Origin of the sequence: Polaromonas sp. (genome assembly GCF_049790275.1) — a bacterium.
GTDB lineage: Bacteria > Pseudomonadota > Gammaproteobacteria > Burkholderiales > Burkholderiaceae_C > Polaromonas.
Genome location: NZ_JBAQYR010000167.1, coordinates 1 through 12,506, shown reverse-complemented (window position 1 = coordinate 12,506; position 12,506 = coordinate 1). Strand labels below are relative to the sequence as shown.

Genomic DNA, 12,506 nt, shown 5'->3' with positions numbered 1-12,506 from the left:
AGCCGGCTGCGGCCAGGCGATCAACGGCCCTAAGGGCTGGGGTCTGAGATGAATGGTGCCGCTTGTCGGATTCGAACTGACGACCTACCGCTTACAAGGCGGTTGCTCTACCAACTGAGCTAAAGCGGCACGGATACTATTTTACTTGACGCGCTTGAGCGAAGGACGTTTGCCTTGCTGCGGTTTGGGTGGCTCGGGCGGTTCCGGATCATCGTCACGCGCCGAAGAAGTATTGTTGGGCGGAACCAATTGTACGACCTTCGCCTCGGATGCCAGCCCAAGCGCATGCTCAATCAACGGCGCTGCAACTTCCGCTCCGTCTGCCGGGGTAGGCTCAAAGGATGCCGAAGGGGATACAGCCAATGGAAAGGCCATGCCCTGGCCGTTTTCGCGGGCGTAAATGGCAATCACACGGCCAATCGGCACCATGATCTCGCGGGCACTTCCCGCAAACCGCGCCTTGAACTCGATGAAGTCATTGCCCAGCTTGAGGGAGCTGGTGGCATCGAAACTGATGTTCAACACAATTTCATTGTTCTTCACGTACTCACGCGGCACCTGCACGGTCTCGTCCACAGCCACAGCCACATAAGGCGTGAGCCCGTTGTCGGTGCACCAGTCATACAGCGCCCTGATCAGGTAGGGGCGTGTGGAGGTGGAGTCGAGCGCGTTCATGAAATCAGCCACGCGAGATCCGGGCCAGTGCAGCAGATGACGTTACAGGCGTGGGGACCCGCTCCTTCAAGCAGGGGCCGCGGGTCCGGCTCTGCCGGTCCGCAGGCGCAGCGGCCCCCCCGGGGGGCAGCGAAGCACACGCAGTGGCGAGCGTGGGGGCCATTATTTCCTCATGACCTTCTCGGACGGCGTGAGCGCCTCGATGTAAGCCGGGCGCGAGAAGATGCGCTCGGCGTACTTGAGCAGCGGCGCGGCGTTCTTCGACAGGTCGATGTCGTAATAGTCCAGGCGCCAGAGCAGCGGGGCAATTGCCACGTCCAGCATGGAGAAATTGTCGCCCAGCATGAACTTGTTCTTCAGGAACACCGGAGCCAGCTGCGTCAGGCGGTCGCGGATGTGCGAGCGGGCCTTTTCGAGCGCCTTTTCGTTGCCCTTGGAGGCGCGCGCTTCCAGCGTGCTGACGTGGACGAACAGTTCCTTCTCGAAGTTGAGCAGGAACAGGCGAACGCGCGCGCGATCCACCGGGTCGCCGGGCATCAATTGCGGATGCGGGAAACGCTCGTCAATGTACTCATTGATGATGTTCGATTCGTAAAGAATCAGGTCACGCTCCACCAGAATCGGCACCTGGCCGTAGGGGTTCATGACATTGATGTCTTCGGGCTTGTTGTACAAGTCCACGTCGCGGATTTCGAAGTCCATGCCTTTTTCAAACAGCACAAAACGGCAGCGATGCGAAAACGGGCAGGTCGTGCCTGAATAAAGGACCATCATGTCTCGGGACTCCTAAATGCAAAGGAGTGGCACCGTTGAAGGTACCACTCCAGAAGGTGCCGGGGAACTGGATCCCCGGCGAAAAATTACTTGACGTCTTTCCAGAACGCGGCGTTCAGGCGCCAGGCGACAAAGGTCAACATCAGGAGGAACAGCAGCACCCAGACACCTACCCGGACGCGGGTATTCTGTGCAGGTTCCGCCATCCATTGCAGGTAACCCACGAGGTCGCCCATGGCCTGGTCGTACTGCAGCGGCGTCATGGTGCCGGGCGTGATCTGTTGCCAGCCCTTGAAGACGGCGACCTTGTGGCCGTGCTCTTCCTTTTCATCGAACAGCGGCTTGCGCTCGCCGGACAGCTCCCACAATACATGCGGCATGGCCACGGTGGGGAAGGCAAGGTTGTTCCAGCCAGTGGCGGTGGTGTCGTCGCGGTAGAAAGTACGCATGTAGGTGTAGAGGTAGTCCGCACCCGTGCCGGCATGACCGGCGCGTGACCGCGCGATCACGGTCAGGTCAGGCGGGTTTGCGCCAAACCAGTCCTTGGCCTGCTTCGGGTCGATCGAGGCCTTCATGGTCTCGCCCACCTTGTCGGTGGCAAACAGCAGGTTGTCCTTGATTTGTTGCTCGGTCAGGCCGATGTCCTTCAGGCGGTTGTAGCGCATGAAGGCGGCGGAATGGCAGTTCAGGCAGTAGTTGACGAACAGCTTGGCGCCGTTTTGCAGTGCGCCCAGGTCGTTGGTCTTGTTGGGCGCCTTGTCCCAGGCCATGCCCGTGGTCGCAGCGTGCGCGCCTGTACCGGCCAGGGCCAGCACGACGGTAAAACCCAGAGCCAGTTGTTTCAGTGTCTTCATCATGTCAGGAGTCTCCGGCTCAATGGGCAGCAAAAGTCACGCGATCAGGCACCGGCCTGAAAGTACCCAGGCGGCTCCACCAAGGCATCAGCAGGAAGAAGCCGAAATAAAACAGCGTTCCGACCTGCGACACGCGCTCGTTGATCACTGAGGGCGGATTGATACCCAGATAACCGAGCACCAGGAAGTTGACGACAAAAATACCGTACAGCCACGAGTGCCAGGTGGGCCGATAACGGATCGACTTGGCCGCGCTGTTGTCCAGCCACGGCAGGAAAAACAGGATGATGACCGCGCCGCCCATGACAACCACGCCCCAGAACTTGGCGTCAATCATCAGCATGGCGGCAATCAGCACGACGGCCGCGCCCACGATCACCAGCTTGAACAGCGCGGCGATTTTCGCCTTGAGCATGCCCAGCACCGCACCCGCCAGCACGCAGGCAATCAGGGCGTACATCATCTCGCTGGTGATGGCGCGCAGCATCGAGTAATAGGGCGTGAAATACCAGACCGGGGCGATGTGCAAAGGCGTTTTCAGCGAATCGGCCGGGATGAAGTTGTTGTACTCGAGGAAATAACCGCCCGCCTCGGGCGCAAAGAAGATGATGGCCGAGAAGATCATCAGGAACACGCTGACGGCAAAGATGTCGTGCACCGTGTAGTAGGGATGGAAAGGAATGCCGTCCAGCGGCTTGCCGGCGGCGTCTTTTTTCGCCTTGATTTCCACACCATCAGGGTTGTTGGAGCCGACTTCATGCAGCGCGATCAGGTGCGCGACCACCAGGCCCAGCAGCACCAGCGGCACGGCGATCACGTGGAAGGCGAAAAAGCGGTTCAACGTGGCGTCGCCGACCACGTAGTCGCCGCGGATCAACAGGGCCAGGTCGGGACCGATGAAGGGAATGGCGGCAAACAGGTTGACGATCACCTGGGCGCCCCAGTAGCTCATCTGGCCCCACGGCAGCAGGTAACCCATGAAGGCCTCGGCCATCAACGCCAGGAAAATCGCACAGCCGAAAATCCAGATCAGCTCGCGCGGCTTGCGATAACTGCCGTAGAGCAGGCCGCGGAACATGTGCAGGTAGACCACGATGAAAAATGCCGATGCGCCGGTCGAGTGCATATAGCGGATCAGCCAGCCCCACGGCACGTCACGCATGATGTATTCGACCGAGCCAAACGCCAGCGCGGCATCAGGCTTGTAATGCATGGTCAGGAAAATGCCGGTGACGATCTGGATGACCAGCACCAGCAGCGCCAACGAGCCGAACACGTACCAGAAGTTGAAGTTCTTCGGTGCGTAGTATTCGCTCATGTGCTCCTTGTAGAGCTTGCTCGCCGGGAAGCGGTTGTCGACCCAGTTCATCAACTTGGCGGCAGCCGGCGCATCGGGGGAAATTTCTTTGAATTCAGCCATAAGGGGTCCTATTTGCTACTCGATGGGGGACTCGGCGGGCGCCACGCGGCGCCGGCGGGTTGTCCAGCAAAGCTTCAGGCTTTTTTGTCCTCACCAATCAGCAGCTTGGCGTCTGACAGGTACATGTGGGGTGGCACTTCGAGGTTGTCCGGCGCCGGCTTGTTTTTGAAGACGCGGCCGGCCATGTCGAAGGTCGAGCCGTGGCAAGGGCACAAGAAACCGCCCGCCCAGTCGCTGGGCAGCGAAGGCTGGGCACCCGGCTGGAACTTGTCGCTGGGCGAGCAACCCAGGTGGGTGCAGATGCCGACGGCCACCAGGAATTCGGGTTTGATCGAGCGGTGTTCATTGCGCGCGTACTCCGGCGTGAGTTCTCCGGGTTTTCGCAGCGACTTCGGATCAGCCAGCTCCGCATCGAGCTTGGGCAGTTCGGCCAGCTGCTCGGGCGTGCGGCGAACGATCCAGACCGGCTTGCCGCGCCATTCCACCGTGAGCTTCTCGCCCGGCTTCAAGGCCGAAATATCCACCTCAACGGCCGCACCGGCGGCTTTGGCACGCTCGGAAGGCTGGAAAGTGCTGACGAAGGGCACGGCGACAGCGGCCACACCGGCACCGCCGACGGCGCAGGTGGTCACGATCCAGTTTCTTTTGTCTTTGTCAATGGGTGCGCCGGGCGGCACGTTGAGGCTTGCGTGGGTCATGGATGTCCTACAAGAACAGGGCTTGAAAAACTTGAAAGGGGGCTGATTGGGGTCAACCCGGGATTGTAACGGAGCGCGAAGTGCTTTTTCAAGCCGCAGGGCACCCCTCCGGCAGCGAGGCCAGGCGGCAAGCCGGCCAACGCGCGTCCATAATTCCTGCTGCAAGTTCGAGCGAGGGCACCAGCCCCGGCCCGGTTGATCCACCCACAGCAAAGGAGCACTCCATGGGAATGATGCAGGAATTCAGGGAATTTGCCGTCAAGGGCAACGTCATTGACCTGGCGGTGGGCGTGATCATCGGCGCCGCCTTTGGCAAGATTGTGGACGCCGTGGTCAGCGACCTGATCATGCCGGTGGTCGGCCTGGTCTTCGGCAAGCTCGATTTTTCCAGCCTCTACATCCTGCTCGGCACGGTACCGGCGGGCACCGACATGTCGCTGGATGCCTTGCGCAAGGCCGGTGTGCCGGTGTTTGCCTATGGCCACTTCCTGACGGTGTCGCTCAACTTCCTGATCCTGGCGTTCATCATTTTCATCATGGTCAAGCAGATCAACCGGCTCAAGCGCCAGCAGGCTGCACCAGCGCCCGCGGCTACCCCGGAAGACATCGCGCTGCTGCGCGAGATCCGCGACAGCCTGAAGAAGTAGGCTCCCCCCTGTGGCTCGCTCACTTCGTGTAGCGGCCTCTCCCCTGCAGTGGACGGCGCCTGCCGGCTGGCAAAGCCAGACCGGCGGCCCTCGCTTGCCAATACAGGGCGCTCGCTATCGATTCGGTAGCTTCTCGCGCCAGTCCCTATTGGTCTGCGAGCTCTTTATCCACTCAATGAGCCAGCTGGCGCGCCATGCGAATGGCTGCGATCAGGCTGGACGCGTCTGCCTTGCCGCTACCAGCAATGTCAAACGCGGTACCGTGGTCCGGGCTGGTACGCACCAGCGGCAAGCCCAGCGTGACATTGACGCCCTGCTCCACCCCAAGGTACTTGACCGGGATCAGGCCTTGGTCGTGGTACATCGCCACCACCACGTCAAACTCACCGGCCTGTCCGGCTTTGGCCCTGGCCCGCATGAACACGGTATCGGGCGCAAAGGGACCGCTCACATCCATGCCTTCCTCCCGGGCCCTGGCAATGGCTGGCGCGATGATGTCCACTTCCTCCCTGCCGAACAGGCCGCCTTCGCCGGCGTGCGGGTTCAGGCCAGCCACCGCGATGCGCGGCCTGCCGCCCGAGGCGCTGCGTACCGCCTGGTGCGTGATGCGCAGGGTCTGCAGCACGTTGTCGAAGGTCACGGCATCCAGCGCCTCGCGCAGCGAGAGGTGAATGCTGACCAGCACGGTCTTCAACTCATCATTGGCCAGCATCATGCGCACCGGCAACGCGGACACGTCCTTGCCGAGAAAAGCGGCGGCTTCGGCCTGCAGCAGTTCGGTGTGGCCGGGAAAACGCGCAAAAGCCGCGCCGGCGGCGGCCAGCGCCTCCTTGTGAATCGGCGCGGTGACCATGGCGGCACATTCGCCAGCCAGGGTCGCGCGGGCTGCCCAGACAATGCAGTCGGCGGCGGCCCTGCCAGCCAGAGCGCTGACCTGCCCAAAAGGAACGGGCGCCGGCAGCTCACATTTCTGTAGCACCGGAATACAGTTCGGCGGCACCGCCTGCCAGTCCGCCAAGGCCTCCAGTTGGGCCACCGGCAGGACGCAGCCAGCGGCCACCCGCTGCGCGGCCCGGCGCAAAGTGGCGACGTCGCCAACCACCACACAGCCTGCCAGCCCGGTAGGCGCTATACGGAACGCTTTGGCGATGATCTCCGGCCCTATGCCGGCGGGATCTCCCATGGTGATGGCCAGCGGCCGGGCCACAGGCATGACGGCGCCTGGTGATCGGTCTGCCTGCCGCGGTCTTCCCCTGGTCATCTGAACGCTCCATAATGGTTTGCAAGGCGCCGCCGGATCCACGAACCACCTGACGGGTGGCCAGCAGAAGCAACCGAAGGACAGGCGGTCAGGACCACCGAACGGAGAAAGGCGAACACATGCATTCTGTCGGTATTCTCGCGCAAACACTGCTCTTGGCGCCTGCGGGAAAGCGGGTGGCGGCATGAACGCTGCCGAAACCATCATCTGGAGCGCCGCCTCGGGCTCGATCGGCCTGGTGGTCCTGCTGGGCGTCGCAGATGCCGTCTTCAGTCGTAGCCGCGCCAGCGTACAAAGCCTGATCTACCTCACCGCCTCCTGGCTGTTTTTCACCCTGCTCAGCGGTTTGCCCGCAGCGCTGCTGCCGCCCGGTGGCGCGCCATGGCTGCAGACGGCGCAGGTGCTGATCGGTCCCCTGTGTGCAGGCCTGGGCACCTATGGGGCCGGCCACTGGCTGTCGGCACCCAGGCGCGACCGGCTGACCGACATCAGTTTCCGCAGCACGAGTGCGCTGTGCCTGGCCGGCGGCCCCCTGTGCCTGCTGCTGCCCTCGTCAGGCATACAGCTTGCCGCATCGGCCGTACTGACCGTCCTGAGCCTGTCCGTGGCGCTCTGGCTGGCGGTGCGGGCTACCCAGCAAGGCGACCGGCTGGCCTGGGGACTGGCCGCCGGCTGCCTGCTGACACTTCCGCTGCAGCTGGGGCTGTACGGAATGGCGCTCAACACCAGCCGGCCTTCGGTCCTGCTACAGGCCGGGGTGGCGCTGCTGGGTTTGCTGAGCATCTCCGTGATCGGCGTGGTGCTGTGGCTGCGCAACCACCAGGACCTGCAGATCCGCCATGACCGCCGGTCGCACCGCGACCCCACCACCCAGCTTTATGACAGCGTGGTGATCGTGCAGAAAATCATTCGCGCACAGCGCCGGCTGGCGCGCACGCGGCGCGACGGCGCCTTGATGGTGGTGCGCGTGTTCGAGCCCGAGCAGATGCTGGCCCTGGCCGGCCAGCATGGATTGAACGAGGCCTACAGCCAGCTGGCGCGGCGCATGCAGCGCCATACCGGCGTCGTCAACCCGGCAGGACGCTACTACGACCGCTGCTTTGTCGTGCTGATCGAGAGCCTGCATTCCCCGGGCTGGATACGCACGATGGGGCTGCGCGTGGCCTCCAGTCTGCGCCGGCCGTTGGAGGTAACCTCGCTCAGCGGCGAACGCATCAAGCTCAGCGCTGACATCGCCGTTGGCATGGTGCACCTGTCGGGCGCCGGCAAGGACGTGGACCAGCTGCTGCATGAGGCCGAAGACATGGCGGCTGCGGCACGCGGCATGCGATCACGCGCCGCGCTGCTGGACGAAATAAGCCGCCAGGCCGTGCCGGTGGAAAACGCCGAACTCGGTGCCAGCTGGCACGCCATGCGCCCGGCCCGGCCGCACCACACGCGACCGTCGCACGCAGTGCGGCAACGCCGATCGCCGGCCTGAACGCAAAGGCGTCCGCTCAGGCCGGGTTGTCGATGTCGATGAATTCGTGCACCAGCCCGAACTGCGCGGCCACATGCGCTGCCACCGCAGGCGCGCCGTAGCGCTCGGACGCGTGATGGCCGCAGGCAATGAAGGCCACACCCATTTCGCGCGCGTAGTGCACCTGCGGCTCGGAGATTTCGCCGGTGATGAAAGCGTCCGCCCCGGCGGCAATGGCATCCTCAAAATAGCCTTGCGCGCCGCCGGTGCACCACGCTATATTTTTAATAGCTGATTGCGCAGGTCCGACAAGGACTACAGGCCGATTCAATGCTTTTTTCACATGATCAGCCAGGTGTTGCGCGACGCCCGGGCCGGCGTTGCCCACGCTGGCCATGAAACCCAGGTTGTTCTCGCCGAAATAACGGTCGGCTTTGAGGCCGAGCTTGCTGCCCAGTTGCGCGTTGTTGCCCAGCTCGGGATGCGCATCGAGTGGCAGGTGGTAGGCGTACAGGTTGACGTCATGCGCCAGCAGCAGCGCCAGGCGCTGCTTCATCCAGCCGGTCACGCGGCCGTCCTGGCCACGCCAGAACAGGCCGTGATGCACAAAAATGGCATCCGCCTGCGCGGCCACCGCTGCCTCGATCAGTGCCAAGCTGGCAGTGACGCCTGAAACAATCTTGCGCACCTCGGCCTTGCCCTCGACCTGCAGGCCATTCGGCCCATAGTCCTTGAAGCGTTCAGGCTGCAGCAGCTGGTCGAAGGCGGCCAGCAACAGCGCACGCGGCGCAATGGCAGAGCTATCGGCGTTCATGGGTAACACCAAGCGGCTCTTCTTTCAGCCGGGGCCGCGGATCCGGCTTTGCCGGTCCGCAGGCGCAGCGCCCCCTCGGGGGGCAGCGAACCACACGAAGTGGGGAGCGTGGGGGCATGTATCAAGGTAAAAAACCTTCGATGGAAAGATAGCGCTCACCGGTGTCGTAGTTGAACCCCAGCACCGTGCTGCCGGGCGCGATGTCCGGCAGCTTCTGGGCAATGGCGGCCAGCGTGGCGCCCGAGGAGATGCCTACCAGCAGGCCTTCTTCGGCAGCACTGCGGCGGGCGTAGTCCTTGGCGGCATCACCTTCCACCTGGATCACGCCATCGAGCAAGGCCGTCTGCAGGTTGGCCGGAATAAACCCTGCGCCTATGCCCTGGATCGGGTGCGGCGAGGGTTTGCCGCCGCTGATGACCGGGGAGGCCGACGGCTCCACCGCATACACCCTGGTCTTCGGAAATCTGGCCTTGAGCACTTGCGCCACGCCACTCAGATGCCCGCCGGTGCCCACACCGGTGATCAGGTAGTCCACCCCCTGCGGAAAATCAACCAGGATTTCCTGCGCCGTGGTGCGCACATGCACCTCGATGTTGGCCGGGTTTTCAAACTGCTGCGGCATCCAGGAGCCGGGGGTCTGCGCCACCAGCTCTTTGGCGCGGGCAATCGCGCCGTTCATGCCTTTTTCGCGCGGCGTGAGCTCGAAGGTAGCGCCGTAGGCCAGCATCAGCCGGCGCCGCTCGATGCTCATGCTGTCGGGCATCACCAGCACCAGTGTGTAGCCCTTCACGGCTGCGACCATGGCCAACCCGACGCCGGTGTTGCCCGAGGTCGGCTCGATGATGGTGCCGCCCGGTTTCAGGGCGCCCGACTGTTCGGCCGCCTCGACCATGGACAGCGCAATGCGGTCCTTGATGGAGCCGCCCGGGTTGCTGCGTTCGGACTTGACGTAAATCTCGTGGGTCTGGCAGGCCGCGCCAAACAGCCGGTTGATCCGGATATGCGGTGTGTTGCCAATGGTGGCGAGGACGCTGGAAGCTTTCATGGCGAGGGTTCCTTGTGTTTCAATCGGCACGCCGGCGGATGCGGACGCAGGTTCTGCAAATTATGTCCCGTCCCGCCGACGGCCGCAGGGGCGTTGCGCAGGCCAGCACAGCCAGAAAGTGGGGGAAAATCGCAACACTTGGTAATTCCACATCGCCCCCCCAACCTTTTCAGCCTCAGGGCGTTTTACCCTTCGGCCGCCCTTGTCCTGGATCCCAACATGCGTAAATTCTGGCTTCTGTTTTCCCAAACCGTGACGGTTGTCCTGGCCGCCTATTTCGTGGTGGCCACGCTCAAGCCACAGTGGCTGGACCGGGGTCCGGGAAACACCCTGGCCGTGATCGAAGCGCCGGCCGGTCTGCCGGGCGTGGCGGCACCGGCCGGCAGTTTTGCCGCAGCGGCCAAGGCGGCTTCGGCCGCGGTAGTCAGCATCAACACTAGCAAGGCGGCTGCGCGCAACCCCAACATGGACGACCCCTGGTTCCGCTTCTTTTTCGGCGACCAGGGCGGGCAAAGCGAGCCGCAGGTCGGCCTGGGCAGCGGCGTGATCGTCAGCCCCAACGGCTACATCCTGACGAACAACCATGTGGTCGAGGGCGCGGACGATATCGAGGTCATCCTCAACGACACCCGCAAGGCCAAGGCCAAGGTCATAGGCACCGATCCGGAAACCGACCTGGCCATCCTGAAAATCGAACTCGACAAGCTGCCCATCATCGTGCTGGGGAGCTCCGACACGCTGCAGGTCGGCGACCCGGTGCTGGCCATCGGCAACCCCTTCGGCGTGGGACAGACCGTGACCAGCGGCATTGTCAGCGCGCTGGGCCGCAACCAGCTGGGCATCAACACTTTTGAAAATTTCATCCAGACCGACGCGGCCATCAACCCCGGCAACTCCGGCGGTGCGCTGGTGGACACGCAGGGCCGGCTGCTGGGCATCAACACCGCGATTTACTCGCGCTCCGGAGGCTCCATGGGCATAGGCTTTGCCATTCCGGTGTCCACCGGCAAGCAGGTGCTGGAAAGCATCGTGAAAGACGGGCAGGTGACGCGCGGCTGGATAGGTGTGGAGCCGCAGGATTTGAGCCCCGAACTGGTGGAGGCCTTCGGCATCCGGCCCGACGCCGTCAAGGCCGGCGGCGTGATCATCACCGGTGTGCTGCAAAACGGCCCGGCGGCACAGGCCGGCATTTTGCCGGGCGACGTGATCACCGACGTGGGCGGCAAGCCGGTGCGAACCGTCACCGAACTGCTGAGCACTGTCGCGGCCCTCAAGCCGGGCGCGCAGGCCCCTCTGGGCGTCCTGCGCAAGGACAAGAAAACTGAAATTACGGTGGTACCGGGCACCCGGCAGCGCCCGAAAGTCAAGCGGTAAACGCCTGATTGCTATCCAATTAATAGCTATTCGCGCCCGCCGAATAACGGCTGAAGGCCTTTTTATTAAGGCTTGGCAGTCTCGGTGTCGTCCTCGGTCTCGGGCTTCCTGGTGTGTTTGACAAACACTTGGGCGGCCAGAATTCCGACTTCGTACAGGCCGCCAACCACCATCAGCAGCATGATCATTGAGCCTGCGTCGGGCGGCGTCACCAGCGCCGTGCCCACGGCGGCGACCACCCAGAAATAACCGCGGTACTCGCGCAGCTGGGCCACACTGAGAATGCCCATGCGCACCAGCAAGATCACGGCAATCGGCACCTCAAAGGCCAAGCCGAACGCCAGGAACATGCCCAGCACGAAGTTCAGGTATTCCTCGATATCCGGCGCGGCGGTGATCGACTTGGGCGCAAAACTCTGGATGAAATGAAAGACCTGGCCAAACACGAAGTAATAGCAAAAAGCCACGCCGACAAAAAACAGCACCGTACTGGACACCACCAGCGGCATCACCAGTTTTTTCTCGTGCGAATACAGGCCGGGGGCGACAAAGGCCCAGACCTGGTACAGCACCACCGGCAGCGCAATCATGAAGGCCGCCATGAAAAGGATCTTGATCGGCACCACAAACGGAGAAATCACGTTGGTGGCGATCAGGGTGGCACCCTTGGGCAGGGCCGCCACCAGCGGCGCAGCCAGCAGGTCATACAGGGCGCCGGGGCCGGGGTACAGCGCCAGCAGCGCGGCGCAAACACCGATGGCGATCACCACCTTGATCATCCGGTCGCGCAGCTCCATCAGGTGCTGCACAAAAGGCTGCTCGGTACCCGCGAGTTCGTCGGGCTTGTCGGTGTTGGGGTCGCTCATGAAGGAAGTTTGCGCTGTTGGTGTGGCGCCTGGGGACGCGCGGAAAAGTGAAGGTCAGGCATTGCGCCCGGACGAGGTGCCTGGGCGGGGACGAAAACGTGCCACGCGCGCCGCACCGGAGAGCGCGCGTGTCCGCGTGCCCGAGCGGGCCTTGTACCACTGCGGCGTAGCGCCCTGCTTGAGGCGCCAGTTCTTTTTCGGGTGTTTGTATTCGGGAAAGCTGACCATGCCCGGCAGCTCGTCGGTGGAGGCGGCGCCGGTGGTTTCAGCCCAGGACTTCTCGAAGTCGCTGGCATTGGTCTGGATGGAGTTTTCGACGTCGCGGGCGGCGCCTTCCATCGTTTCTTTCATCTTCTTGAGTTCGTCCAGTTCCATGGAGCGGTTGACTTCCTGCTTGACGTCTGCAACGTAGCGCTGCGCCTTGCCCAGCAGGGTACCCACCGTCCGCGCCAGGCGCGGCAGTTTCTCCGGACCGATCACGATCAGGGCCACTGCGCCTATCAGCGCGATTTTTGAAATGCCAAGATCAATCATGCGGGATCAGCACCCAGGAACGGGCGAGCGTGGCGAGATTGCAAGCCAGGGCGGCGGGCCCGGCTTTGCCGGCCCGCAGGCGCAG

Annotated in this window: 13 protein-coding genes and 1 tRNA gene; 3 read left to right on the top strand and 11 right to left on the bottom strand. The window is 63.1% G+C overall.

Annotation, left to right across the window (positions count from 1 at the left end; all coding sequences use genetic code 11):
- Window positions 1-53 precede the first annotated feature (53 nt).
- From WA904_RS21390 to petA, 6 genes are all read right to left on the bottom strand, one after another.
- A tRNA-Thr gene (locus tag WA904_RS21390) sits at window positions 54-129 on the bottom strand.
- A gap of 12 nt (window positions 130-141) precedes the next feature.
- Window positions 142-675, bottom strand: coding sequence for a ClpXP protease specificity-enhancing factor (locus tag WA904_RS21385; protein WP_425199140.1), 534 nt, complete (start codon window positions 673-675; stop codon window positions 142-144).
- A 162-nt stretch (window positions 676-837) separates the two neighbouring features.
- The gene (locus tag WA904_RS21380; RefSeq protein ID WP_096667159.1) at window positions 838-1,449 is read right to left on the bottom strand and encodes a glutathione S-transferase N-terminal domain-containing protein; all 612 of its coding nucleotides are present in this window, start codon (window positions 1,447-1,449) and stop codon (window positions 838-840) included.
- 86 nt (window positions 1,450-1,535) lie between these two features.
- Window positions 1,536-2,303 (bottom strand): cytochrome c1, encoded by a 768-nt coding sequence (locus tag WA904_RS21375; RefSeq protein ID WP_425199139.1) that lies wholly within the window; start codon window positions 2,301-2,303, stop codon window positions 1,536-1,538.
- Between the two features lie 19 nt (window positions 2,304-2,322).
- Window positions 2,323-3,723, bottom strand: coding sequence for a cytochrome b (locus WA904_RS21370; RefSeq protein ID WP_425199138.1), 1,401 nt, complete (start codon window positions 3,721-3,723; stop codon window positions 2,323-2,325).
- 74 nt (window positions 3,724-3,797) lie between these two features.
- The gene (gene petA / locus WA904_RS21365; RefSeq protein WP_425199137.1) at window positions 3,798-4,421 is read right to left on the bottom strand and encodes a ubiquinol-cytochrome c reductase iron-sulfur subunit; all 624 of its coding nucleotides are present in this window, start codon (window positions 4,419-4,421) and stop codon (window positions 3,798-3,800) included.
- A 224-nt stretch (window positions 4,422-4,645) separates the two neighbouring features.
- Between petA and mscL the strand changes: the two genes are divergently transcribed.
- Entirely contained in the window at window positions 4,646-5,068 is a 423-nt protein-coding gene (mscL, locus tag WA904_RS21360) for a large conductance mechanosensitive channel protein MscL (protein ID WP_425199136.1), read from the top strand.
- A gap of 172 nt (window positions 5,069-5,240) precedes the next feature.
- On the opposite strand, the gene pdxA is transcribed toward mscL, so the two are convergent.
- Entirely contained in the window at window positions 5,241-6,281 is a 1,041-nt protein-coding gene (gene pdxA / locus WA904_RS21355; RefSeq protein ID WP_425199181.1) for a 4-hydroxythreonine-4-phosphate dehydrogenase PdxA, read from the bottom strand.
- Between the two features lie 232 nt (window positions 6,282-6,513).
- Between pdxA and WA904_RS21350 the strand changes: the two genes are divergently transcribed.
- Window positions 6,514-7,809: a diguanylate cyclase domain-containing protein gene (locus WA904_RS21350; protein ID WP_425199135.1), complete on the top strand. Its 1,296-nt coding sequence runs from the start codon at window positions 6,514-6,516 to the stop codon at window positions 7,807-7,809.
- A gap of 16 nt (window positions 7,810-7,825) precedes the next feature.
- Here WA904_RS21350 and WA904_RS21345 read toward each other — a convergent pair whose 3' ends face one another.
- Together WA904_RS21345 and cysK are read right to left on the bottom strand one after the other, a co-directional pair.
- On the bottom strand, window positions 7,826-8,602 hold the full coding sequence (locus tag WA904_RS21345; protein ID WP_425199134.1) for a Nif3-like dinuclear metal center hexameric protein: 777 nt from the start codon (window positions 8,600-8,602) through the stop codon (window positions 7,826-7,828).
- 121 nt (window positions 8,603-8,723) lie between these two features.
- Window positions 8,724-9,647 (bottom strand): cysteine synthase A, encoded by a 924-nt coding sequence (gene cysK, locus WA904_RS21340; RefSeq protein ID WP_425199133.1) that lies wholly within the window; start codon window positions 9,645-9,647, stop codon window positions 8,724-8,726.
- 219 nt (window positions 9,648-9,866) lie between these two features.
- Between cysK and WA904_RS21335 the strand changes: the two genes are divergently transcribed.
- Entirely contained in the window at window positions 9,867-11,021 is a 1,155-nt protein-coding gene (locus WA904_RS21335) for a trypsin-like peptidase domain-containing protein (RefSeq protein WP_425199132.1), read from the top strand.
- 65 nt (window positions 11,022-11,086) lie between these two features.
- On the opposite strand, the gene tatC is transcribed toward WA904_RS21335, so the two are convergent.
- A complete protein-coding gene (gene tatC, locus WA904_RS21330; protein ID WP_425199131.1) occupies window positions 11,087-11,887 on the bottom strand; it encodes a twin-arginine translocase subunit TatC in 801 nt (266 codons plus the stop codon).
- Window positions 11,888-11,941: 54 nt separating this feature from the next.
- The gene (tatB, locus tag WA904_RS21325) at window positions 11,942-12,421 is read right to left on the bottom strand and encodes a Sec-independent protein translocase protein TatB (RefSeq protein WP_425199130.1); all 480 of its coding nucleotides are present in this window, start codon (window positions 12,419-12,421) and stop codon (window positions 11,942-11,944) included.
- Window positions 12,422-12,506: the final 85 nt, after the last annotated feature.

What these genes read in the sequence shown, in the direction of transcription:
- WA904_RS21335 (WP_425199132.1), top strand. Translation starts at nt 9,867, where the DNA reads ATGCGTAAATTCTGGCTTCTGTTTTCCCAAACCGTGACGGTTGTCCTG.
- pdxA (WP_425199181.1), bottom strand. Translation starts at nt 6,281, where the DNA reads ATGCCTGTGGCCCGGCCGCTGGCCATCACCATGGGAGATCCCGCCGGC.
- tatC (WP_425199131.1), bottom strand. Translation starts at nt 11,887, where the DNA reads ATGAGCGACCCCAACACCGACAAGCCCGACGAACTCGCGGGTACCGAG.
- WA904_RS21370 (WP_425199138.1), bottom strand. Translation starts at nt 3,723, where the DNA reads ATGGCTGAATTCAAAGAAATTTCCCCCGATGCGCCGGCTGCCGCCAAG.
- tatB (WP_425199130.1), bottom strand. Translation starts at nt 12,421, where the DNA reads ATGATTGATCTTGGCATTTCAAAAATCGCGCTGATAGGCGCAGTGGCC.
- WA904_RS21380 (WP_096667159.1), bottom strand. Translation starts at nt 1,449, where the DNA reads ATGATGGTCCTTTATTCAGGCACGACCTGCCCGTTTTCGCATCGCTGC.
- cysK (WP_425199133.1), bottom strand. Translation starts at nt 9,647, where the DNA reads ATGAAAGCTTCCAGCGTCCTCGCCACCATTGGCAACACACCGCATATC.
- petA (WP_425199137.1), bottom strand. Translation starts at nt 4,421, where the DNA reads ATGACCCACGCAAGCCTCAACGTGCCGCCCGGCGCACCCATTGACAAA.
- WA904_RS21345 (WP_425199134.1), bottom strand. Translation starts at nt 8,602, where the DNA reads ATGAACGCCGATAGCTCTGCCATTGCGCCGCGTGCGCTGTTGCTGGCC.
- mscL (WP_425199136.1), top strand. Translation starts at nt 4,646, where the DNA reads ATGGGAATGATGCAGGAATTCAGGGAATTTGCCGTCAAGGGCAACGTC.
- WA904_RS21375 (WP_425199139.1), bottom strand. Translation starts at nt 2,303, where the DNA reads ATGAAGACACTGAAACAACTGGCTCTGGGTTTTACCGTCGTGCTGGCC.
- WA904_RS21350 (WP_425199135.1), top strand. Translation starts at nt 6,514, where the DNA reads ATGAACGCTGCCGAAACCATCATCTGGAGCGCCGCCTCGGGCTCGATC.
- WA904_RS21385 (WP_425199140.1), bottom strand. Translation starts at nt 675, where the DNA reads ATGAACGCGCTCGACTCCACCTCCACACGCCCCTACCTGATCAGGGCG.